Here is a 25,236-nt window from a genome sequence, read left to right on the forward strand (position 1 = left end):
GGCTCTTGCCGGTTGTATCGTCCGAGGTGAGGACATTTCGGTCGTAGGTTCGGTGCTTCGTGTCAGCCGCTCGTGCGCGCTCTGCGCGCGAGGAGCGGCAATGTCGGTGCGGTCTACGGATAGGAGTGTGCGATGGGGTCAGCCTTACCGACCAAGGCCGAGTCGCTCGGCGACAAGGTGAAGGTCAGTGGAATCGTCCGGAACAGAGAATCCACCACGGTGACCGTGGAGCTCTACGTCGCCGACGGCAACGGGGGTGGTACTGGTAAAGCCGAGCTCAAGGGGCTGAAGGTCGGCGACACCAGCAGCGACTGGTCACTGGTCGTGCCGTCCAACATCAGTCCCGGCCCCTTCCGCGAGGGCGGCGTGGTGATCGTGAGCACCACCATGCGCGACGCGGCTGGCGCAACCATGTACAACGAGACCGCTGAGTTCGAAATGGACAGGCCTAAGGCCCAAGCCGAGCGCGATGCCGCGGCCGTATTGCTGGCCCGCAACGCCGCCGCGCCTGCTAAGTGGGACGAATGGCGGCGCGCCGTCAGTGCGGAGTATGAGAAGCAGGCAGGCAAGGGCCTCACGACCGCCGACTTCAGCAAGTGGGACGATTCTGCACGCGACTGGACCTTGGATTGCTACAAGGAGTCCGGCCGGTTCCCCGATCCCGCGTGGGTGGCGAAGACCTATCTCTCCACCGGTCAGTGGCCAGCCGGCTGACGATCCCGATCGGCGTGACCGGCTCGGTCACGCCGATCGGTGACCGGCCAGTGGCACCGTCGGCCCGCGCACGCTGCGACTCGATCTCCATCGTTTTCCGAACGCCCCCGGAGGGTGCAAAGCGTGGCGTCGCTTACACGAGAGTTGGCGGCCATGCTTCAGGAAGGACATTGCTGGGATTCAGGGACACCTCCTGATCCCAATCGAACTGAGGCGGCGGATCCCACTCTCGGGGTTCTATGAACGACACGTCGTTCGTACCAAAGTCGGCGCGATGGAATTTCACTGCGCCAGAGAAGGTCGCCTTCCTGAAGCTCGTGTAGCCGGCGAAGGTTGCCTTCCCGAAGTTCGTGTTGCCGGAGAAGGTCGTGCCTATGAAGTTCGCGGTGCCGGAGAAGGCCGATGCTTCGAAGTGCATGGTGCCCTCGCAGCGCACATGGTTGAAGTCCGCGTCTTCTAGATAGGCGGTGCGGAAGTCGAAGGTGTTCTTGCGCCAGTCTGGGGTGCTGCTGTCACGTAGATGCTCGGCGATGACACGAACGATGGTCTTGCGGACCTCCCGGTCGTTCTGCCGATACTCGGTGGTTTCCTCCAGATCGACCTTTTCGTCCTGCTTGGTTTTGGTGACGAGCTTGGTGCGCCCGGACCCGCCGTGCGCGGTGTCATAGGGCAGGCGCATGTAACCGCACAGCACGTCGATGCACTGCTGCCGGTTGGATCCGGGGGATTCGTCGGCGACGCCAGCCATGGCGTAGACCCCGGCGATGCGGACCGCGACATCGGTCGAACCCAGCTGGGCGGCAGCGGCGCCGAAGCGCTCGACGAACCGGTTCTGCTCCAGATCCCGCTGACGGCGATAGGCCACCACCAGTGCGACCGCGCCACCGACACCACCCACTACGGTCAACGCCAACTTGGTGATATCGATCGGCGCGGCCTGGTTCTGATTGGTCACAATCACCCGCGACAGCAGCCACTGCGCCGCCACCGCGATCCCGGTGATCAGGGCCAGGGTGACCGCAGTGAACAACCGCACCCGCCCCACCCGGCGCCCCGCCCTCACGATCGACTTCTTCGTCCACACACCTGCGCGACGCACCCACCCGAACATGACCAGATTCTGCGGGAGACCGTCCGGCGACGCGGCCGAATCTGCCTGTACAAGCATCGTTTTCCGAACAGCCCGACCGCCATCGGAAGGGGCGCGGGTACCTCCACAAATCGCCGCCCAACCCCATGGAATTCGGGGCTCTCGGCGCACTGAATCCGCCGGATGTTTTGAAATGGAAATGATTAACTCTTCGCCGACGGGGCCGAGCGGTTCGGGCCCGCGCTCGACCGAAGGGTTCTCCTGCATGCGCACTTTCCTTGCGGCAGTCGGCATTGCCACCGCGCTGACCGTCGGAGCCGGGCAGGCGGTGGCCGCGCCGCCGGCCTTCGCCGACGCGCCAGCCCCGGTCGCGGAGACCGGTTCCTCCAGCGGGTCGGTCGGTCTCCTCAACCCCGTCCTCGCCCTCCTGCTGTGCTTGTTCTCGCCTACCGGTTGCACCGTCAACACGGACGGCGGCAACGTGTAGCACCGCCGGCGCGCCGCCCCGGATTCGGGTGGTCCGGGCGTCTGGCGGTGGGCCCCTCGGACGGCAACCAACTCGCTGTACTCACCGGACGCGACCCCGCCAGCGTCGAGCGCGTGCTCCGTAAACTCACCGCCGACGGTATCGGCCACTTCAGCTGATCACTTCGCGATCAGGTGACGCCGAACCGCACCGAGCCAGGGGTGCGGCGGCGCGCGGTACGCGCTGCGCCGAGCCGCTGGCCCGAGTAGCACAGGATGGGAGAGACGTCGAGGACGGCATCGTCCTCTGAGCATGTCGCGCCCTCGCGTTCACTCGGGAACGGCGGATCGCCGCCGTATCAACGGGTCCCCGAGCGGGTCGTTCAGCTCGAGGTCGCGCCGGGCCGGGATCGGAGGTCCGATACGAAATCTCCTCCGCCGCAGCCCGATACGCGGAGCCGTAGAAAAAGCAATCGAATTCGATCATCGAATTCGGGGGCGGAATGAAGATCAAATAGATTTACCTCGGCAAAATTCGCTGTTTGCCCATTGTTAACGGTGATTATTCGCACAGAACCAGGAGTGGTTTTGCGGGTTTCTTCTTCATAACATTTTGGTGTGCGTCGTGATGGCGTCGTTATCTGGACTGTGAAAGGAAGCTCCCTACATGTTCTCTCGCAAGATTGTTGCCGCCGCGACCCTCTCGGCCGCCGCCCTGTTCCTCGGCCCGGTCGCGGCGGCCTCCGCTGCCGGCTCTCCCGCCACCGGCGCGGGTACGGCAGGCTCGTCCTCTGGTTCGGCTGACGCCGGCTCGTCCTCGGGTTCGGCAGGCTCGTCCTCCGGTTCTGCCATGCTCGACTCCGGCAGCTCGGCACTCGACAACGGCAGCCACGCCATCATCAACATCCTCAGTCTGATCAACGGCACCGCGGGCCAGTCCAAGTCCGGCTCCTGATTCGGGGTGCGATGCCCGGCTCTGAGGTATCCGACGCACCCTTCAGCATGATGGTGGGCCGGGAGGGGTGCGCGACCTCCCGGCCCACCAGGTGCTCATGTCACGACCAAACCGATTGCTGTGTCGCTGATTTCGCGTAGCCGTCGGCGTGTCGCCGGATCGTCTGCCTCGCCAGCTTGGCGCGGCAGTAGGCGGTGTACGCGTCTCCACATACCGGCCGGAAGGTCTCAGGCCTGGCGGAAACTCCCGCTGCGGCGCGCGACCGAAGCGGTCGTCGTCGGATGGCTGCCCGGCCACGCCGGCGGCGAGGTGTTCGGATCCCTGCTCGTCGCCGCCCACGACCAGGACGGGCAGTTGGTGCTCCTCGGCGCGGTCGGGACCGGGTTCTCCGACTCCGCGCGCCGCTCGCTGCACCTCGAGCTGCTGGCACTGTCCACCGCGACGCCGCCGGTCGCCGGCACGGTACCGTCGTCGATCGCGGTCACCGCGCACTGGGTCACCCCGCGGCTGGTCGGCGATATCGCCTACCGCGAACGCACCGCCACCGGCCTGCGCCATCCATCCTGGCGCGGACTGCGATTCGACCGCGCACCCGAGGGCATCACCATCCCCGAGACCAACTGATCCACCCATCCACACGCCGCTGGCAATAGCCTTCCGAACGCCGTCGAATAGGCACCAGGACGCGCTCCACCCGGCATTTCAGTGCGTCCGGCCGGCCTCGGATCGGCTCGGCCTGTTGATCTTCGCCCCGCCCGCGCTGGCCGGTTCGGTCAGCGCGGTATGCGGCAATGTAGTGCGTTCGGCGAAGGACACAATCTGCAGAGTCGGGGTGGTGGGTCGGTGGGTCCCGCGACCCACCGCCTCAGCCCACCACCTCAGCCGACTGCCGAAACGACAGCGGTGTCACTGATTTCGAGCAGGCGACGGCGCGCCTTCGGATCGTCGGCCTGCGCGTGCGGATGACTCTGCCTGGTGCCGTCGAAATACCGGCCTGTCGTCTGCGACAGGCCCGGATCGCAGATCAGCCGGAGGGTCGCGTCCGCGCCTTCGGTGAGAGTGCTGAGCGGCGTCACACCGGCGTCCAGCACCATAGTCGTCGGCATGAGAGTGGCCGGGTGCAGGGCGTTCACGGTGACACCGGTTCCGTCGAGTTCCTCGGCGTACTCGATGGTCGCCATGATCATCGCCAGCTTGGCTCGGCAGTAGGCGGTGTACACGTCGTAGCCGTGCTCGGGGGTCGGATCGTCGAGGTTGATCTCCTGCTGCCCGGCGGAGGCCACGTTCACCACCCGCGCCGGTGTCGCTGCCTGCAGCAGCGGAAGCAAGCGCCGGGTCAGCCGATACGGAGCCAGATGGTTGACCGCCCACAGTAATTCGTTGCCATCGGCGCTGAGTTCGCGTTTCCCGTCCGACCGACCACCGGTGCCGGCATTGTTCACGAGAACATCCAATCGTGGAGTGCAGGCGATGATCTCGTCAGCCAGCCGGTCCACCTCCGCGAGTCGTGACAGGTCGGCCAGGATGATCAGCGGAGCGTGCCCGCTCGCGGCTGTCACCTCGGCCGCGACCGCTGCGGCCCGATCGGGGTTGCGGCCGTGCAGGATCAGCCGGGCACCTGCTGCGCCGAGCCGCACGGCGAGTTCGCGGCCGAGTCCGTCCGTCGCACCCGTGATCAGCACGGTGCGATCGTCCATGCGGTCGATATCGTTGTCGCTCATAGTTTTTCCTTGAAGTCTCATGTCCGGTCCTCGGTCCGGATACTGACCGAAGTTGCGGTCAGGTCGAGCGCGACATGTGTGCCGAGACGCGTGTGAACGACCCGCGGCTCGCCGGTGGCCGGCATCGGTATGCCGTTCACGATGACCTCGGCCCAGCGGACGATGGCGTCGCCGTCGCGCTGCGAGTGACGAATGATCTCGACATCACAGGGGATCGACTCGGTCATCGACAACGAATCCGCGTTGGCGGCGGAACCGGCGATTCGAACCGAATTCACTGCACTGTCTCCGCCGTGGTGACGAGCGTGGCTCGGCCCAGGATGTGGCCGGCGATGGCGAATCCGAGCAGTGCTGGCGTGGAGTCGGAGGCGATGCCGATGTCATCCACATCCAGAGCGTGCACGGTGACGAAATAGCGATGCTTACCGTGCCCTGCCGGCGGTGCCGCACCGATGTATCGAGGTAGGCGCGCGTCGTTCGGCAATTGGAAGGAGCCGACCGGCAAGCCGCTGCCCGCGTCGTCTCCGGCGCCCTCGGGAAGGGTCGTGGTCGTGGCCGGGATGTTGGCGACAGCCCAGTGCCAGAACCCGGAGCCGGTGGGGGCATCGGGGTCGTACACGGTAACCGCGTAGCTCTTGGTACCCGCTGGGGCGCCAGTCCAACTCAACTGCGGGGAAATGTCTTTACCGCCGGGGGCGCCGGAGGACCACTGCGCGGGTGGCCAGGCGGCACAGTCGCTCACTGTGGTGCTGGTGACCGTGAACGCGGCTGCCTCGGGGAGGCGTGCGAAGGGATCGTTTGCGCTCATCGTGTCGCGCCTTTCGAGTCGTACCGGATGTGCAAGATCGACGATAACAGAAATAATCGATGATTTGTCAAATCGTCTATGATCAAGTGATGACTCGGACAATCCCCAGCCCAACCCAGCCGGCGAAGCAGATGCTTTCCGAGCAGGTCTACGCACAACTGCGGAACGCGATCATGCGCGGCGAGTACGCGCCCAGTGACGCGCTCAAACCGCAGGATCTAGCCAAGCGACACGGTGTGAGCCTGGCTGTGGTGCGCGAGGCGCTGGTGCGGCTGGTTGGCGAGGGCCTGGCCGAACGGCTGACCAATCGCGGCTTCGCCGTACCAGCTCTTTCCGCTCACCGCTGGCAACAGATCGGGGAGGCCCGCCGGACCATCGAGCCAGTCCTGCTACGCATGTCGATCGAACGTGGTGACGTCAACTGGGAAGGAGACGTACGGGCTGCCCACCACCGCTTGGCGCGCACGCCGGTATTCACCCCGCAGAACGGCGAGTACTACAGCGAAGAATGGGCCGAGGCCCATCGGGCATTCCATCGCACGCTCTTGGAAGGGTGCGGCAATGCGGTGTTGCTGGAAACCTTCGACCGGCTGTGGGTCGCGAGCGAGCTGGCCCGCCGCTTGTCAGCACACCGTGACCTTGAGCGCGACGGCATTGACGAGCATCGCCGATTGGAGGAGGCGGCGCTGGCACGTGACACCGACACCGCCGCCGACATACTGACTCAACACCTCACCCTGACAACGGCCGCACTGACAGAGCAAGAAGGCTGACTCGTCCGACGAACAGACTCAATTCGGCATGTGCGGATGTTTGAGGCGTCATGTAGCCGATGCCATGGACGCGGTGGCCGTGTTCTTCCCCGAGGTCGGTCACGTCGCAGCGGCAGGCTTCGCTGATCCGCAAGCCGAGCAGTCCGAGCATGGCGACCAGCGCGAAGTCCGGCGGGTTGTCCGAGTCGCGGGCCGCGCACAGCAGCGCCTCGAACTGCAGATGCGAAAGCCCAAGCGTCGGTGACTCGTTCGATACCCGCGGTCGGCGCACGTACTCCGCCGGCGAGCGGTCCAGGACTCCGTCGATGACGCAGGTGCGGTAGAAGCCCGCGACCACTGCCAGGCGACGGGCGATGGTCGCGGGTTTGAAGCGGCGGACTTCCTGCATCCACCGCATGTACCGTTCGATCTCGGTTCGCGCGACCGCGAGCGGGGTCAGTTGGTGGTCGGTACACCACTGGAAGTACAGGCGTAGATCGGATTTCGTGTGGATCCGCGATACCGCGGAGAAGCGGGCGAGGTAAGCCAGGGCGGCCGGCCGGAGCACGAGGTCGTCACCGGCGAAGGTGACATCGAGGTCGGAGGAGGGAGCCATCCTTCACGATGCCGCGGTCCCGGCGAACCGCCCGAGCAGACGCGCGGGACGCGGCATGAGCGTGCGAACCTATAAGGGACCGTCCTTTGCCTGTCGGAGGTTTGCATGTCAGTTGTGCCTTCGGTGATCAGTGCAGTGGCGGCATCGCTAGCGGCTACGTTGGCGGGAATTACTCTGTATATTTCGGGCCGACGCGAGAACCGAAAGTGGCTGCGCGAGTCCTTGATTGATGCCTACGTGGACTACTTGGACGCCAGCTTTCGTAGCGGCGGCGCGTATGCGCGAATTGCCCGAGTCGAAGGCCACGACGCCAGCCTGTTCGCGGAGTTGCGAACGCGAACCGACGTGGCATACGACGCCCAAGGTGTTGTGCTCACTCGACTTCGCCTCATCGCACCAAGGAGTGTCGTGTCGGCTGCTGAGGAGCTCCACCTCGCCGACTATGGCGTCAGGCGCGCCACCTTCGACCGGCCACAGCCACCGACCGACGATGATGAATGGATCGCCGCCCGAAATGAGCAACACCGCTCTCGGGAAAACTTCATCCGCGTTGCCAGACAGTCGCTCCGGCTTGGGCAAGGTAGTGCCATCACAAGGGGATTCGAGTTTCCGGGTCCATGACGACCAGAACGGCCTCAGCGTCACGCTCATCGGCAGTAGCGGACGTTCCGCAGGCATCGGATCGGCTCTGCCGGTTGATCTTCCGCTACGCGCGCTGGCCGGTTCGGTCAGCGGGGTAGGCGGCATGTCAGTGCGCCGCAGCCGGACGACGGTAGACGCGGAGCGGTTCGGCGAGCAAGGAATATCGCGGCTGTGAACCGCACAGCATTCGGCATTATGGTGCGATCGATGGACACGCGGCAGCGCCCGCCTTTCCTGATCAGGCTGCGTCGCGGAGAGTGCGCCGCCTGCCCTGACGCAGGGCCAACACATCCCCTGCTCATGGAGCGGCTTCTCCACAGCCGGCACGCCCGCGGATTCCCTCCAAGCCGTGAGGTCGGTGATAGCGTGTCGCTACCGCGCTGACCAGCGAAGACCGCTCGAACCTGAGCCCCTTCGAGCGAATTCGACGACCAAGGAGGGCAGTATGGCCACCGGCACCGTGATCTTCTTCAACGCCGACAGGGGATTCGGAATGCTCTCGCAAGACGGAGGGGGCCCCGACGTCTACGTGCACTTCTCTGCCATCCTTGGGTTGGACCCCCGCCCGATCGAGGTTGGCCAGGCAGTGACCTTCGATGTGGTCCAGGGGCCGAAAGGTCCGCAAGCCGAGAACGTCATTCGTCGGTGAGGATTCTTGATCGGTCGAGCGCCCTGGAATCGGCAGTAGCGGATGTCTTTGGGTCGCAGTCGGTCTCGCTGCGGACCACACGCGCCGGCCGATCCTGTCAGCGCGGTACGCGGCATGTGCGGACATCCAGATCAGCGCCGCCTATCAAACACCCCTGCCAGCGCGTTACTCGCTACGAGATACCGTGCCCCGAATCTGAGGCGTGTCCGTTCTGCCGTAGTCGTCATAGATGTAGGTCGCCGAAACCACCCGGCTACCGCCGGTCTCACACTTCGGATCGCGTATGCGAGTAAACGCGAACCGGTTGCCTGTACCATCCCGAGACAGCAGCAATTCGGTTGCCGGCGGACCCGACCGAAATGGCAGCTCGTCTCGGAACGAGATCGCGGTCGGCGGGGTGGTTTCGACGCTGCCCATGCCGTTCCGCAGTGTGACCACGACCCCGAACCGAATGTCGGGCGTATCCTTCGGCGGATACGACTGTGTCGTCGCGTGGCCCTTGTAGACGGTCGCCCGTCCCTCGTCGGTCCAGTCCGACAAGTTCCTCCCGCAATTGGGATCGGTGACGAGCCCAGCCAGGACACCGGCCGGAGTGCCGGTGCCCGCGATCAGCGGCGGAATCGTAACCGCCGCACCGACGATAATGGCAACCACCAGCACTGCTCCGCCTCGCATCGAGGCGGCGCGCGTCCGACCGGATCGGTTGCTATACAAGTGCAAGAAAGCTGCGGCGAACGCTGCGGCAAGTGCGAAGCACGCCGCGACGAGGCTGATGTCGAGGTGTCCGGGTAACTCCGGCCTGTAGTCGGACAGGTACAGCTCGGTTCCCACCCACTGGGCGAACAAACTGGCAACTATCCCACCCGCGATGGTGCCGCCAGGCGCGAACCGGTATGGTATCAACCCGAAAATGGCAGTGACGGCCAACAGCGGGCTGATCACAAGCAGGAACGGCCCATAGACCATGAGGCTGGCCGCGAAGCGGCCGCCCGCTTCGAGATCGAACCGTGGATCGGCTGCCGGCTCCGAGTACAGTCCGAACGCGATCGCCGCCCATGCCACAGCCAGCGCGCCGACGGCAACACCCTGCAATATGTCCGCGAGAAGGTCCAAGCGATTCCACGGTGTATCACGAGTAGACACGCGGTCACCGTATCGACCAGTTGTGTCCGATCCGTCGACCAAGTGTGGAGAGATCGTGTGGGTCCGGTAGAGAATCCAAAGTCGCAGAGCCCCAACCCATTCAGAGGGGTGCCGCGAGCGCAGCAGGATCGGCGGCCTTAGGGCCGACCGAGTTCGGCGAGCACATCTGGATCGATGCGGCCACGGTTGCGGAGGCGGCAGACCGTATTGCTGACGCCACCGGCCTGCTACTCACCCCCAACATCGATGGGCGACTGCGGAACAGGCCTCGACGTATGGCCGTAACCTTGAGGCACGTCCGCGTCTAACGCTGGAGTCGTGCGGCATTCGGCAATAGCGGATGCTCTGCACCGCACGAGGTTCCGGCCGCCGCAGCGTCATCGGCGAATCCGACTGAAGCGCGGTATTGCCTCGCACCTGTTTGCAATGCTGGCGGCGGTGGCCGGTCCAGCGGATTCTGCGGTCACCTGGTTGCCGGTAGCGACCCTGCGAGCGCATGCACAACTCGGGTCAACTCGTCACACAGCGCGGTCTGTGTCCGGTCTTCGCTCAACCATGCCTCGAAGGTCAGTGTTCGCCCTCCCCTGTCGGGCTGATTGGCCTCGACCGGCAGTTCGAACATGAGGGCGCAGACGAGATTACTTTCGCGCCAACGCACTTGGACTCCGTGGCGGTCCCCGATGGTCACAGGCTTCGGCCCGACATAGGCCGAGTCTTCGTAGGCCGACCATTCGAAGGGGGCGACGCTGGAGGAGACCTGCAGGCGGTACCAGCCGCCACTCCACATGCACGCTGCTCTGGTACCGGAGTCGTCGGTACGACGTGCCGAACGCACGTCGAGTCCGGCGTCGGTGAGGCTGCCGTAGGAGATCTGGCAGGGATCCCATGCCGGTGCGGCAACCTTGGTCGTCGAGGGCGTGGGGGTGTGATGGATCAAGGAGGGTCTGGTCAGCATCGCTCTCGGCAGAGTCGACGGAGCTTGCCGGGCAATGGATTTCGCGATCGCTTCGGTGCCGGTGTGCAGGTCCGACCGCAACTCCGGTGAGTCGATGATCGGGTCCGTCTCGGGGACTCCGGACCAATCCTTGCCCCACGTGCCGACGGTGACGATGAGGTTGTCGATGCTGAACTTCACGCTGACCTGGGGAGGTTTCCCTGTGCTCTCATCGACCCAGGTGATCGCGGCGTCTCCGACACCGTCGATGGGTGTGGGTTGCGGACTGCCCTGCAGAGTCGATCCAGGCACATAGTCCATCAGGCGTCGAGCAGTCCTGCTCGTGCCGAAGGTTTCCAAAGACAGGTAGTAAGAAATCGAAACGTTGCGCCACATCGGTGTTCGGTACGCCGTGACGGGCTCACGCTGAATCGAGCTACCGAACTTCACGACACAGCCCAGATACTGACTGGCAGCCGTGGCATCTCGATCGGCGTCCGCCGATTCGACGAGGGAACCGTAGGCCTCGCCCGCGAACGTCTTCAGTTCTTGTTCGGCATGTTTCAACGCTTCCGAGCAGCGAGTGGGCAGCTCCGAGAACCCCACCGTGGACTGTTGCTTGGCGCCCGAAGAACAGCCGGTCACCCCGACCATCAGAAGTAGCGAAAGCAATACTGGCACAGCGCGACCGCGACGTATCCACATAATTGAAGGCCCTCCCCGGCTGAGCCGCCCCTGAGCGACAAGATGTCGAGTGTGTCTGGAGGCGAGGGGCCTGTCAAACCCGTTCGACCCCGGTCCTCGTCACGGCAGAGTGGTGTTGGCCCACCCTGTTTCAGTCGACGGCGGGAGGAATCATCGGTGTCGGCCGGTAGCCGGGGCGGCGACTGCCGCGCTGCTTCGTGAGCGCGGTGCGCCTGATCAGTCGCTGAGTTCCTGGATGAGATCCAGGGCCGGGTAGAGAACGGGGCGCAGTGGGCGGAGTCTCGACAACGCCACGATGCGTTCGACGAGGGGGGCGGTGCGGCGGATCAGCAGTCGGGTGCGTTGCTGGTCGGGGCTGCGGTCGTGGACCCAGAACAGGACGATGCCCATGTGGGCCAGCCACAGCAGATTCGGCAGCTCGGCCAGCAGGCGCTTGTCGCCCTTGACGTCCGTGCCGATGACCAGGTCGCCCATGATGGCGGTGGATGTCTGTCGGGCGGGCCGGCTCTCGTCGCTGAACGGGCTGAGTGGGCTGGTGGGTTCGGCGGCGATGGCGAAGAACTTGCCGCCGAATTCGTGGTAGGGCGCGGCTACGTCGACGAAGGCCGATTCCATCTCTTGCCATCGGTCGGCGAGGGAGTCGCTGCGGGGGGTCTGCTCGACCCGCTGCTGGTGGAGGGCCTGGATGTGCTGGTAGAACCCCTGGACCAGATGCTCTTTGGATGCGAAGTAGTAGTAGGCGTTGCCGACGCTGACACCGGCTTCGCCCGCGATCGCGCGCATGGTGGTCTTCGTGTAGCCGTTCTGCTCGAACAGGCGCAGGGCGGCGTCGATGATCTGCTGGCGAGTTTCCTCGCCGCGCGCGGTCGCGGGCTCGGGGCGGGGCATGGGGCTCAGGCTAGTTGGGCGGCGTCGAACGCAACCGGCGGGACACCGGCCTGCTGCTCCTTGTGCCGGCTGCGACGGATCTTGTTCAGGGCGATCAAGTTCGCGAAGTGCATGGCGCCGAGTACGAGCAGGACCCGGCCGAGTTTCATGGCGAGTTCCTCGATCGCGACGCGCGCGTCGTCGACCGGGACATCGATGCGCAAGGCCAGTGCCACGAATCCCGCGTTGACGAGCCAGAACCCGATGACCAGCAGATGATTCACGGCCTCGGCGAGGTCGGTGTCCCCATTCATGACATCCACCAGAAACCGCGCGCCGGTGCGATGCAGGACCCGTGCCACCCAGAAGGTGACCGCCAGACTGACGATCGTGTAGGTCGCGTATGTGACGACGACAAGGTTCATTTCCCCAGCTCCTCGCTGATTTGAACGTGTTCAACTACGAGGCTAGGTCATTTATTGAACGTGTTCAAGAGTGAGTGTCGCGACAAGGACGTAGGGTGGGTCCGTGGAGTCGGACGGCAAGCTGGAGGACTTACGGTCAGTGCTCTCATGCGTTTTCGAGAAGCTCGGCGCCGAGAGCCTCACCGAGCCCGACCGGGTCGAGTTGGTGGCTCGCGCCGAGATCGTTCAGGACCAGATCGACGCGATCCAGGACGTCATCGACGACGAGGAGGGGCTGCGATGATCCCGTCCATGGATGAGTCCGTCGACCCGCGGATCAGGGATGCGGCCCTGCCGTTCCTTCAAGGACGGACCTCGGTCTTCGATTTCCGCGGCGACTTCCGCGCTGCCGTGCAGGCCATCACGAAAGATCGCCCTCTGCGTGGACTCGAGATCGATCTGTTCGATGTGCTCGGGGAGTGGGAGGCGACGATCGTCGAACGTCGTCCGGATGTCGTCGATCGGATGCGCCGCATCGCGAGGGACGCGGCGGCAAGTCAGCACGAGGTTTGAGCCGTAAGCGGAATTGCCCACGTGGTCAGGCGTTCCACCATTCGGCAGTGCCGCAGCCGACTTCGAAGAACCACCATCCCTCTTCCACACCTCGGGTCAACAGCGTCTTGATCCCGGCAAAGTCGGCGGAGGAACTGACACGCCCGACGGCCCAGTGGAGCCCGTCCGAGTTCGTCACGAATCGCACGACGTCACCCTCCGCCACACCGTCCTGCAGGAAGGGGACATTCTGCACGAGGGCCGTATCCTCGCCGACCCGTATCGCCCACAGGCCCTCGGTGTCCTGCGGGAGCCATCCCTCACGAGGCGTGAATCGGAACCAGACCTTGATCTTGTCGACAGCACTGTCCATGAAGGTCATTACGACATCCCACACCCGGACGTGGGGGTCTACTCGGCTTCTGTGTATCGCTGGAGTGCCCGTGAGTACTCCGCCATGGAGTACTCCAAGTCGGTTCGCCCGGCATCGTCCGGGGCGAGTAGTGGCAGCTGTTGGGCGGCGAACTCGGTGACGGCTTGCCAGACAGCGTCCAGGACCTGCGTGGCGTCCGTGTCGGTGATCTCGACGCGGCGAGCGCGAACGCGCATCCTCCGTTTCATGAGGGTGAAGTTGAGTCGGAAACCCGAGGACATTGCCAGGTAGTCGAATCCGCCACGTCTCCGGTCCATCAGCGTGCACAGCTCGCCGAGCAGCATCGAGACAGACAGGAAGATCATCATGGACCCGGCGCCGTCGTCTCTGGACGAGGCATCACCCAGATCGCCGACGACGTCCATGTCGCCGAAGTCGAACCCGGTCGGCCCCAGTTCGTCGGGATCGTCTTCGTGGCGCGAGAACTCGAAGATGATCATTGAGCCCCTTACAAGTGGTGACCGGCCTGGTGGCCTGAGTCGGCGGCGGCTTACGGGTGGTCGAACTCGCCGTCTTTGACTCCCAGGGTGAAGGCATCCCATTGCCTCGGGCTGAAGGTCAGGGCAGGGCCGGTGGGGTTTTTGGAGTCGCGGACGCCGATGTTGCCGGAGTGGAGGAAGGCGACTTCGACGCATTCGCCCTGGGGCTGGCTGTAGCTGCTCTTGAACCAGTTCGGCACGGGTAGTTCACTATTCACGCTCGTACTCCTTTGCCAATCGCGTCACCAGGATCTGGCTTGCTTTGGCGTCGAGGCTTGCTTGGGTGATGGTGCTGTAGGCGCGTTCGTGGAACTCCACGTCGTCGGGCTTGCGGAGGTAGATCCCGCCGACCACATTCTCGAGGAATACCGTGCGCGGCTCAACGGGGGAGCCGTCGGTGGTCGTGCCGAAGTCGAGGATCACGAAGGGTGGCATGCTCGCGCCGCAGGGAAATCCCGCCTCGAAAGAGAGGATTCGCAGATTGATGTTGGGATGGAGTGCGCACATCTCGGTCAGGTGCCGAAGCTGAGCAGCCATGATCGCGGGGCTGCCGACTCGGTGGTGCAGTGCGGCTTGGCCGATGACGACGTCCATCGCGACAGGATCGGGGCGGGTCAGAATCGCCTTGCGGTGTGTCTTGATCTCGACGCGGCGTTCCCACTCGTCCGGCCCGGCGTTCGGTAGCGCCCGCTGGATGAGAGCCAGGACGTAGCTGGGAGTTTGGAGTAGGCCGGGGATCAGGTTGGGTTGGTGCGAGCTGATCGCCTCGGCCGCGGTTTCCTGCGCGACATAGACGTCGAACCCTTCAGGAATCAGGTCGCCGTACGCGTGCCACCACCAGTCCTTCTGGGCGGCCTGCATGGCGAGTCCGACCGCACCGTCGATGAGGTCGTCGTGAAGACCGTAGAGTTCGCAAATCGCCCTGACATCACGGGGATTCGGCTTCGCCTTCATCCCCTTCTCCAGTCGATACAGGGCGGTCTGACTCATTCCGGGCACCTTCGCAGCGGCCTTCTCCAGGCTGTAGCCGGCGTCCTCGCGCCATTGTCTGAGCCGTCGCCCGAGTTGATGGAGTGGCAGCGTCTGGCCCACGCTCGGCATGGTGCTTCCTTCCGTTTCGAAAGGGCGCTTGCTTCGTTCTGGAACGATGGTCGCACGTAAAACGGGAGGTGTCATGGGGTTTCGGAAGTTTCAGTTCGCATCTTCCGATATGCCGTGACTCTCGGTCGCCCGCGTCTCAAGCTTTGAGCACCGATCCGGAAACCTCTGGAGGTGTCGTAATGCATTGGGACATATGGGCGTTGTTGTCGATCCTCGGGCTCTGCCTCGGCGTCATCGCGTGGGCGGTCTGGGGCTTCTATCGCGATAGCCATCCGGGTGGTGGTACCCGGTTTCTTCGGGTCGCGCTGCTCGGAGGTGGAGGACACCTCGAGCTCCCGGCCAGGGGGCAGGCCGGATGGTGGCATCAGGGGAGGCATCGGGCGGCATGACTAGTGCGGAGTTCGCTGTGTTGAGGGTTTTGAGCGGAGCTGAGGGGCGGATGTCGGCTGTGGAGATTCAGCGGGCGGCGGCCCTGACCGGGTGGAGTACGCGGAATGCGCTGGCGCAGTTGGTGGCTCGCGGACTTGTCGTGCGTGGCGGTCGCCACGGTGTTTGGCTGATCAGTGAGCGTGGTCGGCTGGCGGTGGCTATCAAGCGGAGGCAGTTCGGGTGAATGTTCAGTGGGGAGAGGATTCGGCTACTCGGCGAGGAGCTGTTCGATCACCCATTGCGCCGCTTCGGGTTGCATGGGGAGGGTGGCGTGGCTGGACAGGCCCGCTTGGGGGTACAGGTCTTCGAAGTAGTCGTTTTCTACGCGGGGGTCGTTGATGAAGGAGGCTGGGCCGGGTGGGGTGAGGACTTGGTCGCCGTGGGTGGCGAGGACCGCGTAGATGACGCCGGGGACGGTTACTCCGTCGGCGAGGAGGGCTTGGGTGACTTGGGATCCGGCGAGGCAGTCGAGGGCGCCGGGGAGGTCGAGGGCGCCGATCGGGGTGGCGGCGGTTGTGCCTGTGGTGACCGGTGCGAGATACGTTGCGCGGTCGACGTGGGGGCCGCCATGGAGGAATTTCAGGTAGTAGTTCGCTACCAGGGCGCCCGAGGAATGGGCAACGATGTCGACGTGGGTCGCTCCGGTGGTGGCGAGCAGTTTCGTGACGAACGACTCCAGTTGGCTTGCTGACTCCGCTACGGGTGCCGCTGCCTGGATCGGGCCGATGATGCCGTAGCCGAAGATGAAGGGGCAGCCGCCGAGATCTCTTATGCCGGTGGTGATTCCGGACATTTGCGTTTCCAGTGTGCCGCCGATGTCTCCTACTGCCCCGAATCCGCCCAGCACCACAACGGGATTCGGTTGTTCCGGTGATGGAACACAGTCCAGTGCTGGTTCGAGTGTGGTCGAGGTCCGGGCGGCTCCGAGGCGATGTCGCGGCTCGGCGAGTTGCCCTGTCCCGCTGTGCTGGGCCGGCCCGGACATGATCACGTCGATCGGTGCGGGTCCGGGCGATGCCCCGGCGGGCGCGGTGCTCAGGCCGATCGCGGCCGCCGTGACCGCGACGGCGCCGACTCGAATCCACGTCTGTCTCGCTCTCGGCGCCCCGTTCGCTCTCGGCGCTGCCGGTCTCGCATTCCTCACCGAAATACTTCGGCGGGCGGCCGCGTTCGGACGACTGGTTCAGCGTGTCGGCGGCGTGCCCTACGCTCCCGGGGATCGGAAGGAGTGTGCGGTGAGCAAGCGCGGATGGCTGTTGTTCCTGGGTATGGGCGTTATCTGGGGCGTGCCGTACGCGATGATCCGGGTGGCGGTGGGGGAGTTCGATCCGGTGTTCGTGGCGTTCGGGCGGACCCTGCTGGGCGCGCTGGTGCTGCTGCCGGTCGCGCTGTTCACGAAGGTGCTGTGGCCCGTGTTGCGGGAGTGGCGGTGGGTGCTGGTCTACACGCTCGTCGAGATCACCGGGCCGTGGTTGCTGATCGGGCACGCGGAGACCCGGCTGACCAGTTCGACGGTGGGGCTGCTCATCGCCGCGGTCCCATTGATCGCGATCGTGATCACCACCCGCCTCGGGCACGAGGGTCTGGATCCGCGCCGGATCCTCGGCCTGGTGATCGGCTTCGCGGGTGTGACCGCACTGGTCGGTCTGGATATCGATATGTCGAATCTGGGCGCGCTGGCCGCCATCGGGGTGAGCGTGATCGGCTACGCCCTGGGCCCGATCATCATCGACCGCAAGCTGAAAGAGCTGCCGCCGATCGGCGTGGTCACCGCGTCGCTGGTCTTCGCGGCCACCCTGTACCTGCCGTTCACGCTGTGGCGCATGCCGTCCCATTTCCCGGCCGGCGCGACCTGGTCGGTGGTCGGGCTGGGACTGCTGTGCACCGCGCTGGCGTTCGTGGTCTTCTTCGCCCTCATCGGCGAGGTCGGCCCGTCCCGCGCGACCGTCATCACCTACATCAATCCGGCCGTGGCCCTGCTGATCGGCGTCTCGCTGCTGAACGAGCCGCTGACCGCCGGCATGGCGATCGGTTTCCCGCTGGTGATCCTGGGCTCGATCCTGGGCACCGCGCGGGCCAAGCGGCCCGAGGACGCCGTCCCGGTCCGCGCCTAGTCCTCGGACTCCTCGGAGTCCTTCGCCGCGGCCTCGTCCAGCTTGCGCTGCTTGCGCGCCCCGCCCTTCCGCTCGATCCGCGGATCCTCGCTGACCTCGTACCGCTTCACGTACTCCCCGAGGAACGCCTGCAAGGTGGCGGTCGCCGGAATGGCCAGCAGCGCGCCCACCGCCCCCAGCAGCGCCCCGCCCATGATCACCGACAGCAGCGCCACCGCCGGATTCACGTCCACCGTCCGCGCAGTGATCCGCGGCTGCAGCACATAGTCCTGAATCCACTGGTAGACCACCACGAACAGCAGAATCCACACCGCGTCGAGCGGTCTGATGGTGAGCGCCACCAGGATCGGCAGCACGCCCGCGATATAGGTTCCGATGGTCGGCACGAACGAGGCCACCACACCGAACCAGATGCCCAGCGCCAGCGCGTTCGGTATGCCGAGCAGCGCCAGGAACGCCCCGTGCGCGACCGCCGAGATGACCGCCAGCAACGCCCGCGAATACAAGTACCCACCGGTCTTGTCGATGGCCAGGTCCCAGGCATGCAGCACCGCACCCTGTTTCGCGGGTGGCAGCAGCGAGCACACCGAGCGCCGCAGTTTGGGCCCGTCAGCGGTCATGTACACGCTGAACAGTGCGATGGTGATGAACTGCGCCAGCCCGCCCAGCACCGTGCTCGACAGCCCCCACACATTGTTCGCCGCCCGCTCGGCATAGGAACTGATGATGTCCGAGTCCTTGAACAGCCGATCGCGCAACTGATCCAAGGTGAAATTCTGGTGGAATACGCGATTGACCCAATCCACCAATTCGCCGACCAGTCGCGGCAGTTCGCTCACCACATGGGAGACGGTCTCGACCAGGAGCACGCCCAGCGTCGCGAGGAATCCCGCGGTGCACGCGAACACGATGATGAACACCAGCCCGGTGGCCAGCCCGCGATTCACGCCGCGCCCGGCGAGCCCGTCCACCGCCGGCTCCATGGCGAGCGACACGAAGAACGCCACCGTCATCATGATCGCGATCCCGATGAGCTGGTGGGCCGCCCAATTGGCGAGTTCGAACAGTCCGAGCAGGGCCAGTGCGAGCACCATGGCGCGGGGGAGCCACGCGGGCATGGCGGTCCGCTGCGGCGAGTCTGGGTTGTCGGCGGCCACGGGGCCAGTCTCGGTTACCGGCGGGTCTTTCCGGTTACGACCCACCGAAGCAGGTCAAATCGAACAACGGGTGGCCAAATCAGACAAATCTGGACGGTCTGTTTACTTCTGGTGAACGGAAACGAGACCCATTCGGAGAGAAAGGTTTTCCCGCGATAGTGTGCAGGCATGCGGGAGGGCGGCCAAGATATGCGAGTGCGCACGAAATTCTCCAGCGAACTGATGGCGCTGACCGAGGAGCTCGCGCATATGGCGCAGCTGACACAGGAGGCCTCCGAGCGGGCCACGACAGCGCTCCTCGGCGCCGACCTGACGGCCGCGTACGAGGTGTTCGCGCTCGAGGAACAAGTGGAGATCGAGCACGCCAAATGCGAGGACCGGTCGGTCATCCTGCTGGCCCTGGAAGCCCCGGTGGCGCGTGACCTGCGCCAGGTCATCACCGCCATGCAGATCGCCGACGACCTGCTGGCCGTGAGCCGATCGCTGAGCCGCGTCGCCGACGTAGTGGTGCGCCGCTACCCGAACCCGGTGGCCCCCGAGCAGGTCCTGGACCTACTGGTGGAAATGTCCGGCGCGGTCACGCATCTCGCTGGCAGCTCGGTGAGAGTCATTGCGGCGCAGAACCCGCCGCGCGACCGGGTGCTGATTCCGCGCGACGAGAACCTGGAGCGCCTGCGCGGCCGCCTGGTGGAGCTCGCGGCCGACGACGGCTGGGCGCACGGCTCGGCCATGGCCATCGACATCGCCCTGCTGGCCCACCACTTCGAGCGCGCGGCCGACCACTGCGTGCGCATCGGCCGTCTCATTCGCTTCTTCCACACCGGCATTCCGCTCTACGCGCAAACGGAGGCGTAACCACCACCTCCTGTGAGGGGCCCCGATCGGCGGGAGTAAGCTGCCCGAATTGCTTCATGGCGAGGTCTTTTCGAGTAGCACCGCACGCACGGCAAGCCGAAATCCGACAAGGGCCCCAAACATGCCAAACAGCTCTACCCAGGCATCGGTATCCACCCCGTCGCGGGTGGCAGCACCGGTCCGGGTCGCACCGTCCATCGAGAAATCAGCGCCGAGCGAACCCTCGGCGCCGGCCGAGAGAACGCTCTCGCACCGCCAGATCATGACCATCCTGTCCGGTCTGCTGCTCGGGGTGTTCCTCGCGGCGCTGGACCAGAACATCGTCAGCGTGGCGATCGTCCGCATCGCCAACAGCCTGCACGGCTTCGACAAACAGGCCTGGGCCACCACCGCCTACCTGATCACCGCCACCATCTCGACGCCGCTCTACGGCAAGCTGGCCGACATCTACGGCCGGAAACCCTGCTACCTCATCGCCATCGGCGTCTTCGTACTCGGCTCGGTGGCCTGCACCTTCGCCACCTCCATGTACCAGCTGGCGGGATTCCGCGCGCTGCAGGGCGTCGGCGCGGGCGGGCTCATGTCGCTGGCCTTCACCATCATCGGCGATATCGTGCCGCCCCGCGAAAGGGTCAGGTACCAGGGCTATTTCATGATGGTCTTCGGCATCGCCACGGTGCTGGGCCCCGTCCTGGGCGGCTTCTTCTCCAACGCCGACCACATCCTCGGACTGTCCGGCTGGCGCTGGGTGTTCCTGGTGAACGTCCCGATCGGCGCGCTCGCGCTGGTGGTGGTCGGCAAGGTGCTCGACGTGCCGTTCGAACGGCACCGCCACCGCACCGACTGGCTCGGGGCGATAACCCTTGCGGCGGGCACGGTTCCGCTGCTCATCGTCGCGCAGCAGGGACGCGAATGGGGGTGGAGGTCGCAGCACGCGCTGCTCTGCTACGGCATCGCGGCCGCCGGGCTGACCGCCTTCCTCATCGTCGAACTGCTCATGAAGGACTCCGCGCTGATTCCCTTGCGGCTGTTCCGCAGTCGCACCTTCAGCATCGCCATCCTGGGCGGGTTCATCGTCGGCGTCGCCATGTTCGGCGCGATCGTGCTGGTGCCGTTGTACTTCCAGGTGGTGCGCGGATACTCGCCCACGCGCTCCGGTCTTTTCATGCTGCCGCTGGTGCTGGGCATCATGTTGGGCGCGCAACTGTCCGGGCTGGTCACCAAGTTCACCGGACGGTACAAGGCGCTGCCGATCCTGGGCTCGCTGATCATCGCCGCCGGATCGGTGCTGTTCGCGCTGGTCCGCTTCGACAGCCCGCTGTGGCAGCCGCTGCTATACTGCGGCGTCATCGGTTTCGGCCTGGGCGGCTGCATGCAGACGCTGATCATCGCCGCCCAGAACGCCGGACCGCGCGCCGACATGGGGGTGTCCACGGCGTCGGCCACGTTCTTCCGGCAGATGGGCGGCACCCTCGGGGTCGCGGTGTTCCTCACCATCCTGTTCAACCTGCTGCCGCGAAAGATCATGGCGGCCTTCGGCGGTCAGCTGCCGCCGGGCTTCGACGCTGCGCAACTCGGGCGGATCGAGGCCAATACCAGCGGCATCGCAGATCTGCCGGAGCAGGTGCGCACACCCATTCTGACCGGATTCACCCACGCCATGGGCGGGGTGTTCGCGGTAGCCGCCGCGGTCGCGGTGGTGGCGGCGGTCGTACTGCTGTTCATGAAAGAGATTCCGCTGCAGGACACTCCGGTACCGGTCGTGGTGCCCGAGGAGGAGTTGGTCGAGCCGGAGCTCGAGCCGGAGCCGGAGTTCGACGCGGAGCCGGAGTTCGTGCTCGAGGAGGCGCCGGGGCTGTCGGTGTCGGGCCGAGTGCACCGGGAGGACGGGCAGTCGGTGCCCGACACCGTGCTGACCCTGATCGACCAGCGCGGACGCCAGGTCTCGCGGGCCGTCGGCGACGCGGACGGGGAGTACCTGATCGGTGCGCCGCGGACGGGCGGGTACGTGCTGATCGTATCCGCCTACGGCTATCAGCCCGCCGCGGTGAGCATTTCGGTCGGCAACCGCCCGCATCGGCTCGATGTCGCCCTGCTCGGCTCCGGCGAGGTGTCGGGCGTGGTGCGGTCGGCGGGCCGGGGCGCGCCGCTCGGCGACGCGACCATCACCCTGACCGACCACTTCGGTGACGTTGTCGGCTCGGCCGTCACCACCGCCGACGGCGACTTCATCTGCCGCGGCGTGCTGGCCGGGACCTACACGCTGGTCGCGGTGGCCGAGCACATGCGGCCGTCCGCGGTCACCCTCACCGTGCCCGACAGCGGAATGCTGCGCCACGACATCGAACTCGCGCCGCGCGCGGTCCTGGCCGGATCGGCCTGCAACGAGCGCGGTGACGGCATCCCCGACGCCCAGATCACCGTGCTCGACGAGGCCGGAGACCTGATCGCCGTCACCCGCACCGACGACACCGGCCGCTACGTGGTGCCGGATCTCGTCGAGGGCCGCTACACCGTGATGGCCCGAGGCTATCCGGCCGCCTTCAGCCGGGTGACCGTGGCGGACGGCGAAGTGGCGCACGATGTCCTGCTCGGGTACGAGCGGATGGAGGCGGCCAGCGTCGACCGCCGGGAGATGGTGGGCGCGGACCTGCGGGAGGTGGCGGGCGCGGACCTGCGGGAGGTGGCGGACCGGGTTTGAGATTTCGGCGAGCAGGACGAGGGTCCAACTGCTAGGTTCCGCACTGAAAACAGTCCCCTCTTCGGTATTGGGACTGATCCAGGGGAGACCAGACATGAAGACCTCGCGCGCACTGCTCACCGCCGCCGCCCTCGCCGCCGTCCTGCCCGCGGGGGCCGGGTCCGCCGAACCACCCGCCACCACGGTCAACGAGTATGTGGCCCTGGGTGACTCCTGGGCCGCCGACGCCACCCTGAGCCAGCTCAGCACCGCGTTCACCCCCGCGCCCTGCGCGCAGAGCGCCCACAACTACGCCAAACAGGTGGCCGCGGCGCTGGCCGTGCCGGTCTTCCGCGACGCCACCTGCGGCGGTGCGGTCACCGCCAATATGACCCAGCCGCAGCAGACCGTGCTCGGGTCCAACGCGCCGCAGTTCGACTCGCTGACCGAATCCACCGACCTGGTCACCCTCGAAATCGGTGGCAACGACGCGAATCTGGCGGCCATCGTCACCGACTGCATCACCCTCGACCCCGCCATCAGCCCCTGCCTGAACTCGATGGTCGCCGACGGCGCCGACCGGATGTCGCAGAACATCGCCCGGACCGAGCCGCGCGTGACCGCCACCATCGCGGGCATTCGCGAACGCGCGCCGCACGCCCGCATCCTGCTGCTCGACTACTTCGAGGGCATCGGCCTCGACGGCGGCTGCTGGCCGGTCATCCCGATCTCCGACGGCGACGCGGTGTGGCTGGGGCAGAAGCTGATCGAACTACACACCATGCTCGAACGGGTCGCCTCGAGCACGGGAGTCGAATTCGTCGACACCTACGCGGGCAGCGCGGGCCACGACGCCTGCAAGCCCGTCGGCACCCGGTGGGTGGAGGGGCTGCTGCCGTTCTCCGGCAACCCGGTCGGGCTCGCCGTCCCCTTCCACCCCAACCAGCTGGGCGCGGACTATCAGGCCCGGCGGGTGCTGGAGCAGCTCGCCGCGTCCTGACCGCTCAGTTCCTAGGGCGGATCCACACCCGGTTGTCGTGGAAGACCGCGCCACCGCCGAAATCCGAATCCCGTTCGGCGACGGTGGCGTTGACGGTCGCGCCGCCGGAATGCTTGGCCCAGCGGCCCTTCGGGGTCGCGGCCACACCCGGGCGGACCATGTCCGAGACCTCGGCGAGGGCCTCGAAACTGCCGCGATCATTGCCGACCGTCACCGGATCACCGTCGGTGATACCGCGCGCGGCCGCGTCGTCCGGATGGATGGTGACGCGGAGCTCGCCTGCGCGGCGGCGTAATTCGGGATTCGAACCGAACCCGGTATTGAGGAAATAGTGTGACGCCGCCGAGATGAGCACCAGGCCGTCGCCGGGATCCGCGGGCGGGGTGTATCCGGCCACCGGATCGTGTCCCACCGCCGCCACCTGGTCCGAGACGAAGCGGAGCTTGCCGTCGGGCACCGGGCCCGGCTCGATCTTCAGGAACCCGTCCGCGCGCAGCCGGTCCACGTCGTACTGTTTCAGCAGCTGGTTCGCCAACTCCTCATCGGACTCGTAGAGCGCCGGCTCGGTCAGCCCCATGCGCCGGGCCAGCCGCCGGAAGGTCTCGGTGGTGGGCAGGCATTCGCCGGGCGGGGCCACGGCGGGCTCGTTCCAGACCAGATACAGATTGCCGTAGGCGGCCAGCACATCGAGGTGCTCGGGCTGCATGGTGGCCGGGAGGACGATATCGGCGTAGTCGACCGTGTCGGTCGGGAAGTGTTCCAGCACCACGGTGAACAGATCCTCGCGCGACAGGCCCTCGACCACCCGGCGCTGATCGGGGTTGGAGCCCACCGGATTCGCGCCGATCACGAACAACGCGTGCACCGGCGGACCGTCCGGGTCCAGCAGCGCCTCACCCATCCGGGTCATCGACAGCGTGCGCACGGGATGCGGCAGCAGATCGAAACGGGTCAGGGCGTCGATGTCCAGGCGGAAGTGGCCGCTGGTCGAATAGTGCAGCCCGCCACCGGGGATCGCCCAGTCGCCGGTGACGCCGGGCAGACAGGCCAGGGTGCGCAGCGCCATACCGCCGCCCGCGTGCCGCTGCATGCCCTGCGAGGCGCGGATGGCGGTGGGGCGAGTGGTGGCGATCCGTTCACCGAGCGCCATGATGCGCTCGACCGGCACGCCGGTGATGGCGGCGGCCCGCTCGGGCGGGTACTCGGCGATGCGGGCCCGGAATTCGGGCCAGCCCTCGGTGTGGTCGGCCAGGAACTCCTCGTCCTGCGCGCCCAGCCCGACGATCACGTGCATGAGGCCGAGCGCGAGCGCGGCATCGGTGCCAGGCAGCGGCGCCAGATGTTCGTCACAGCGTTCGGCGGTCTTGGTGCGCACCGGGTCGATGGCGACGGTGTACGCGCCGCTGTCCTGGATGAACTTCCACACATGATGGCCGGAGGTGAGCGGATTGGTGCCCCACAACAGGATCAGCTTCGACTTCGCCAGGTCCTCGGGATCCATGCCGCCCGACGTGCCCAGCGTGTACCGCAACCCGACCGTGCCCGCCACCGAGCAGATGGTCGGGTCGTGCCCGGACGCGCCCAGCGTATTGAAGAAGCGCCGCCCGGAAAGACCCTCCAGCCCTTGGATGAAACCGAGGCTGCCGGTGCCGTGGAACGGCCACACCGCCTCCCCGCCGTGCTCGGCGATGATCGCGGTGAGGCGGGTGGCGATCTCGTCGAGCGCCTCGTCCCAGCTGATCGGCTCGAAGCGGCCCTCGCCCTTGCGGCCGACGCGGCGCAGCGGACGGGTGAGACGTTCAGGGGAGTGGACCTGCTCGAGGTAGCGGTTCACCTTGACGCACAGCGCGCCCCGGGTGACCGGATGCTCCTTGTTGCCGCGCAGGCCGGCGGCCTTGCCGTCCTGGACGTCCACCACCCAGGAGCAGGCGTCGGGGCAGTCGAGGGGGCATGCTCCCAGTACCTTCACGT

Annotated in this window: 31 protein-coding genes; 14 read left to right on the forward strand and 17 right to left on the reverse strand. The window is 66.0% G+C overall.

Annotated elements, in window-relative coordinates; all coding sequences use genetic code 11:
- Positions 1–132: 132 nt before the first annotated feature.
- Positions 133–714 (forward strand): hypothetical protein, encoded by a 582-nt coding sequence (locus ACWEOI_RS21505; RefSeq protein WP_452360739.1) that lies wholly within the window; start codon positions 133–135, stop codon positions 712–714.
- A 133-nt stretch (positions 715–847) separates the two neighbouring features.
- Here the strand turns inward: ACWEOI_RS21505 and ACWEOI_RS21510 are convergent, their stop codons facing one another.
- Positions 848–2,071: a pentapeptide repeat-containing protein gene (locus ACWEOI_RS21510; RefSeq protein ID WP_452360740.1), complete on the reverse strand. Its 1,224-nt coding sequence runs from the start codon at positions 2,069–2,071 to the stop codon at positions 848–850.
- Here ACWEOI_RS21510 and ACWEOI_RS21515 point away from each other — a divergent pair.
- The 3 genes from ACWEOI_RS21515 (at position 2,070) to ACWEOI_RS21525 (ending at position 3,848) form a co-directional block, all read left to right on the forward strand.
- Complete coding sequence (locus tag ACWEOI_RS21515; RefSeq protein ID WP_452360741.1) at positions 2,070–2,291, forward strand: hypothetical protein; 222 nt, start codon at positions 2,070–2,072, stop codon at positions 2,289–2,291. The genes ACWEOI_RS21510 and ACWEOI_RS21515 overlap by 2 nt on opposite strands.
- Before the next feature lie 645 nt (positions 2,292–2,936).
- Entirely contained in the window at positions 2,937–3,224 is a 288-nt protein-coding gene (locus tag ACWEOI_RS21520; protein WP_433667546.1) for a hypothetical protein, read from the forward strand.
- Positions 3,225–3,533: 309 nt separating this feature from the next.
- Entirely contained in the window at positions 3,534–3,848 is a 315-nt protein-coding gene (locus ACWEOI_RS21525) for an ATP dependent DNA ligase (RefSeq protein ID WP_452360742.1), read from the forward strand.
- A gap of 254 nt (positions 3,849–4,102) precedes the next feature.
- Here ACWEOI_RS21525 and ACWEOI_RS21530 read toward each other — a convergent pair whose 3' ends face one another.
- The 3 genes from ACWEOI_RS21530 to ACWEOI_RS21540 are packed head-to-tail and all read right to left on the reverse strand — an operon-like array spanning position 4,103 to position 5,753.
- A complete protein-coding gene (locus tag ACWEOI_RS21530; RefSeq protein ID WP_433667540.1) occupies positions 4,103–4,945 on the reverse strand; it encodes an SDR family NAD(P)-dependent oxidoreductase in 843 nt (280 codons plus the stop codon).
- 17 nt (positions 4,946–4,962) lie between these two features.
- Positions 4,963–5,172: a hypothetical protein gene (locus tag ACWEOI_RS21535; RefSeq protein ID WP_452360743.1), complete on the reverse strand. Its 210-nt coding sequence runs from the start codon at positions 5,170–5,172 to the stop codon at positions 4,963–4,965.
- Between the two features lie 47 nt (positions 5,173–5,219).
- Positions 5,220–5,753, reverse strand: coding sequence for a YbhB/YbcL family Raf kinase inhibitor-like protein (locus tag ACWEOI_RS21540; protein WP_433667537.1), 534 nt, complete (start codon positions 5,751–5,753; stop codon positions 5,220–5,222).
- Positions 5,754–5,842: 89 nt separating this feature from the next.
- Between ACWEOI_RS21540 and ACWEOI_RS21545 the strand changes: the two genes are divergently transcribed.
- Positions 5,843–6,526, forward strand: a complete 684-nt coding sequence (locus ACWEOI_RS21545) for a GntR family transcriptional regulator (protein WP_452360744.1) — start codon at positions 5,843–5,845, stop codon at positions 6,524–6,526.
- Here the strand turns inward: ACWEOI_RS21545 and ACWEOI_RS21550 are convergent.
- Complete coding sequence (locus ACWEOI_RS21550; protein ID WP_452360745.1) at positions 6,486–7,073, reverse strand: tyrosine-type recombinase/integrase; 588 nt, start codon at positions 7,071–7,073, stop codon at positions 6,486–6,488. The genes ACWEOI_RS21545 and ACWEOI_RS21550 overlap by 41 nt on opposite strands.
- A gap of 153 nt (positions 7,074–7,226) precedes the next feature.
- Between ACWEOI_RS21550 and ACWEOI_RS21555 the strand changes: the two genes are divergently transcribed.
- Positions 7,227–7,742: a hypothetical protein gene (locus ACWEOI_RS21555; protein ID WP_452360746.1), complete on the forward strand. Its 516-nt coding sequence runs from the start codon at positions 7,227–7,229 to the stop codon at positions 7,740–7,742.
- A 466-nt stretch (positions 7,743–8,208) separates the two neighbouring features.
- Complete coding sequence (locus tag ACWEOI_RS21560; protein WP_433667531.1) at positions 8,209–8,412, forward strand: cold shock domain-containing protein; 204 nt, start codon at positions 8,209–8,211, stop codon at positions 8,410–8,412.
- Between the two features lie 165 nt (positions 8,413–8,577).
- Here ACWEOI_RS21560 and ACWEOI_RS21565 read toward each other — a convergent pair whose 3' ends face one another.
- From ACWEOI_RS21565 to ACWEOI_RS21580, 4 genes are all read right to left on the reverse strand, one after another.
- A complete protein-coding gene (locus tag ACWEOI_RS21565; protein ID WP_452360747.1) occupies positions 8,578–9,525 on the reverse strand; it encodes a hypothetical protein in 948 nt (315 codons plus the stop codon).
- Between the two features lie 493 nt (positions 9,526–10,018).
- Positions 10,019–11,170, reverse strand: a complete 1,152-nt coding sequence (locus ACWEOI_RS21570) for a hypothetical protein (RefSeq protein WP_452360748.1) — start codon at positions 11,168–11,170, stop codon at positions 10,019–10,021.
- Between the two features lie 240 nt (positions 11,171–11,410).
- Positions 11,411–12,082: a TetR family transcriptional regulator gene (locus tag ACWEOI_RS21575; protein ID WP_452360749.1), complete on the reverse strand. Its 672-nt coding sequence runs from the start codon at positions 12,080–12,082 to the stop codon at positions 11,411–11,413.
- 5 nt (positions 12,083–12,087) lie between these two features.
- The gene (locus ACWEOI_RS21580; protein WP_452360750.1) at positions 12,088–12,486 is read right to left on the reverse strand and encodes a hypothetical protein; all 399 of its coding nucleotides are present in this window, start codon (positions 12,484–12,486) and stop codon (positions 12,088–12,090) included.
- A gap of 103 nt (positions 12,487–12,589) precedes the next feature.
- On the opposite strand from ACWEOI_RS21580, the gene ACWEOI_RS21585 reads away from it, so the two are divergent.
- Complete coding sequence (locus ACWEOI_RS21585) at positions 12,590–12,769, forward strand: hypothetical protein (RefSeq protein WP_433667524.1); 180 nt, start codon at positions 12,590–12,592, stop codon at positions 12,767–12,769.
- Between the two features lie 8 nt (positions 12,770–12,777).
- On the forward strand, positions 12,778–13,038 hold the full coding sequence (locus tag ACWEOI_RS21590) for a hypothetical protein (protein ID WP_452360751.1): 261 nt from the start codon (positions 12,778–12,780) through the stop codon (positions 13,036–13,038).
- 25 nt (positions 13,039–13,063) lie between these two features.
- On the opposite strand, the gene ACWEOI_RS21595 is transcribed toward ACWEOI_RS21590, so the two are convergent.
- From ACWEOI_RS21595 to ACWEOI_RS21610, 4 genes are read right to left on the reverse strand one after another with little or no spacing between them, the layout of a single operon-like run.
- Entirely contained in the window at positions 13,064–13,399 is a 336-nt protein-coding gene (locus tag ACWEOI_RS21595; RefSeq protein ID WP_452360752.1) for a DUF4265 domain-containing protein, read from the reverse strand.
- A 29-nt stretch (positions 13,400–13,428) separates the two neighbouring features.
- Positions 13,429–13,890, reverse strand: a complete 462-nt coding sequence (locus ACWEOI_RS21600; RefSeq protein ID WP_452360753.1) for a hypothetical protein — start codon at positions 13,888–13,890, stop codon at positions 13,429–13,431.
- 50 nt (positions 13,891–13,940) lie between these two features.
- A complete protein-coding gene (locus tag ACWEOI_RS21605) occupies positions 13,941–14,147 on the reverse strand; it encodes a DUF397 domain-containing protein (RefSeq protein ID WP_433667517.1) in 207 nt (68 codons plus the stop codon).
- Positions 14,140–15,021, reverse strand: a complete 882-nt coding sequence (locus ACWEOI_RS21610; RefSeq protein WP_452360754.1) for a helix-turn-helix domain-containing protein — start codon at positions 15,019–15,021, stop codon at positions 14,140–14,142. The genes ACWEOI_RS21605 and ACWEOI_RS21610 overlap by 8 nt, the downstream gene beginning before the upstream one ends.
- Before the next feature lie 394 nt (positions 15,022–15,415).
- Here ACWEOI_RS21610 and ACWEOI_RS21615 point away from each other — a divergent pair, with 394 nt between their 5' ends.
- Positions 15,416–15,643 carry a MarR family transcriptional regulator gene (locus tag ACWEOI_RS21615; protein ID WP_452360755.1) on the forward strand — a complete coding sequence of 76 codons (228 nt, stop codon included), beginning with the start codon at positions 15,416–15,418 and terminating at the stop codon, positions 15,641–15,643.
- A gap of 24 nt (positions 15,644–15,667) precedes the next feature.
- Here ACWEOI_RS21615 and ACWEOI_RS21620 read toward each other — a convergent pair whose 3' ends face one another.
- Positions 15,668–16,252, reverse strand: a complete 585-nt coding sequence (locus ACWEOI_RS21620) for an esterase/lipase family protein (protein WP_452360756.1) — start codon at positions 16,250–16,252, stop codon at positions 15,668–15,670.
- A gap of 442 nt (positions 16,253–16,694) precedes the next feature.
- Here ACWEOI_RS21620 and ACWEOI_RS21625 point away from each other — a divergent pair, with 442 nt between their 5' ends.
- Positions 16,695–17,573, forward strand: coding sequence for a DMT family transporter (locus ACWEOI_RS21625; protein ID WP_452360757.1), 879 nt, complete (start codon positions 16,695–16,697; stop codon positions 17,571–17,573).
- Here ACWEOI_RS21625 and ACWEOI_RS21630 read toward each other — a convergent pair.
- Positions 17,570–18,730, reverse strand: coding sequence for an AI-2E family transporter (locus ACWEOI_RS21630; protein ID WP_433667507.1), 1,161 nt, complete (start codon positions 18,728–18,730; stop codon positions 17,570–17,572). The two genes, ACWEOI_RS21625 and ACWEOI_RS21630, sit on opposite strands and share 4 nt — an antisense overlap.
- 195 nt (positions 18,731–18,925) lie before the next feature.
- Between ACWEOI_RS21630 and ACWEOI_RS21635 the strand changes: the two genes are divergently transcribed.
- Positions 18,926–19,585, forward strand: coding sequence for a phosphate signaling complex PhoU family protein (locus tag ACWEOI_RS21635; protein ID WP_452360758.1), 660 nt, complete (start codon positions 18,926–18,928; stop codon positions 19,583–19,585).
- A gap of 54 nt (positions 19,586–19,639) precedes the next feature.
- Here the strand turns inward: ACWEOI_RS21635 and ACWEOI_RS21640 are convergent, their stop codons facing one another.
- Positions 19,640–19,855, reverse strand: a complete 216-nt coding sequence (locus ACWEOI_RS21640; RefSeq protein WP_433667504.1) for a hypothetical protein — start codon at positions 19,853–19,855, stop codon at positions 19,640–19,642.
- Between ACWEOI_RS21640 and ACWEOI_RS21645 the strand changes: the two genes are divergently transcribed.
- Together ACWEOI_RS21645 and ACWEOI_RS21650 are read left to right on the forward strand one after the other, a co-directional pair.
- On the forward strand, positions 19,848–22,286 hold the full coding sequence (locus tag ACWEOI_RS21645) for an MFS transporter (RefSeq protein WP_452360759.1): 2,439 nt from the start codon (positions 19,848–19,850) through the stop codon (positions 22,284–22,286). The genes ACWEOI_RS21640 and ACWEOI_RS21645 overlap by 8 nt on opposite strands.
- A gap of 94 nt (positions 22,287–22,380) precedes the next feature.
- Positions 22,381–23,265 carry a GDSL-type esterase/lipase family protein gene (locus ACWEOI_RS21650; protein ID WP_433667500.1) on the forward strand — a complete coding sequence of 295 codons (885 nt, stop codon included), beginning with the start codon at positions 22,381–22,383 and terminating at the stop codon, positions 23,263–23,265.
- A 4-nt stretch (positions 23,266–23,269) separates the two neighbouring features.
- Here the strand turns inward: ACWEOI_RS21650 and ACWEOI_RS21655 are convergent, their stop codons facing one another.
- On the reverse strand, positions 23,270–25,234 hold the full coding sequence (locus tag ACWEOI_RS21655; RefSeq protein ID WP_452360760.1) for a molybdopterin-containing oxidoreductase family protein: 1,965 nt from the start codon (positions 25,232–25,234) through the stop codon (positions 23,270–23,272).
- Positions 25,235–25,236: the final 2 nt, after the last annotated feature.

This window comes from Nocardia sp. NPDC004340 (assembly GCF_053602575.1).

Bases quoted from the DNA above. Each gene is read 5' to 3' on its own strand.
- ACWEOI_RS21505 (WP_452360739.1), top strand. From the start codon at position 133: ATGGGGTCAGCCTTACCGACCAAGGCCGAGTCGCTCGGCGACAAGGTG.
- ACWEOI_RS21515 (WP_452360741.1), top strand. From the start codon at position 2,070: ATGCGCACTTTCCTTGCGGCAGTCGGCATTGCCACCGCGCTGACCGTC.
- ACWEOI_RS21510 (WP_452360740.1), bottom strand. From the start codon at position 2,071: ATGCAGGAGAACCCTTCGGTCGAGCGCGGGCCCGAACCGCTCGGCCCC.
- ACWEOI_RS21520 (WP_433667546.1), top strand. From the start codon at position 2,937: ATGTTCTCTCGCAAGATTGTTGCCGCCGCGACCCTCTCGGCCGCCGCC.
- ACWEOI_RS21530 (WP_433667540.1), bottom strand. From the start codon at position 4,945: ATGAGCGACAACGATATCGACCGCATGGACGATCGCACCGTGCTGATC.
- ACWEOI_RS21535 (WP_452360743.1), bottom strand. From the start codon at position 5,172: ATGACCGAGTCGATCCCCTGTGATGTCGAGATCATTCGTCACTCGCAG.
- ACWEOI_RS21540 (WP_433667537.1), bottom strand. From the start codon at position 5,753: ATGAGCGCAAACGATCCCTTCGCACGCCTCCCCGAGGCAGCCGCGTTC.
- ACWEOI_RS21545 (WP_452360744.1), top strand. From the start codon at position 5,843: ATGACTCGGACAATCCCCAGCCCAACCCAGCCGGCGAAGCAGATGCTT.
- ACWEOI_RS21555 (WP_452360746.1), top strand. From the start codon at position 7,227: ATGTCAGTTGTGCCTTCGGTGATCAGTGCAGTGGCGGCATCGCTAGCG.
- ACWEOI_RS21560 (WP_433667531.1), top strand. From the start codon at position 8,209: ATGGCCACCGGCACCGTGATCTTCTTCAACGCCGACAGGGGATTCGGA.
- ACWEOI_RS21575 (WP_452360749.1), bottom strand. From the start codon at position 12,082: ATGCCCCGCCCCGAGCCCGCGACCGCGCGCGGCGAGGAAACTCGCCAG.
- ACWEOI_RS21580 (WP_452360750.1), bottom strand. From the start codon at position 12,486: ATGAACCTTGTCGTCGTCACATACGCGACCTACACGATCGTCAGTCTG.
- ACWEOI_RS21590 (WP_452360751.1), top strand. From the start codon at position 12,778: ATGGATGAGTCCGTCGACCCGCGGATCAGGGATGCGGCCCTGCCGTTC.
- ACWEOI_RS21595 (WP_452360752.1), bottom strand. From the start codon at position 13,399: ATGACCTTCATGGACAGTGCTGTCGACAAGATCAAGGTCTGGTTCCGA.
- ACWEOI_RS21600 (WP_452360753.1), bottom strand. From the start codon at position 13,890: ATGATCATCTTCGAGTTCTCGCGCCACGAAGACGATCCCGACGAACTG.
- ACWEOI_RS21615 (WP_452360755.1), top strand. From the start codon at position 15,416: ATGACTAGTGCGGAGTTCGCTGTGTTGAGGGTTTTGAGCGGAGCTGAG.
- ACWEOI_RS21620 (WP_452360756.1), bottom strand. From the start codon at position 16,252: ATGTCCGGAATCACCACCGGCATAAGAGATCTCGGCGGCTGCCCCTTC.
- ACWEOI_RS21645 (WP_452360759.1), top strand. From the start codon at position 19,848: ATGACCATCCTGTCCGGTCTGCTGCTCGGGGTGTTCCTCGCGGCGCTG.
- ACWEOI_RS21640 (WP_433667504.1), bottom strand. From the start codon at position 19,855: ATGGTCATGATCTGGCGGTGCGAGAGCGTTCTCTCGGCCGGCGCCGAG.
- ACWEOI_RS21650 (WP_433667500.1), top strand. From the start codon at position 22,381: ATGAAGACCTCGCGCGCACTGCTCACCGCCGCCGCCCTCGCCGCCGTC.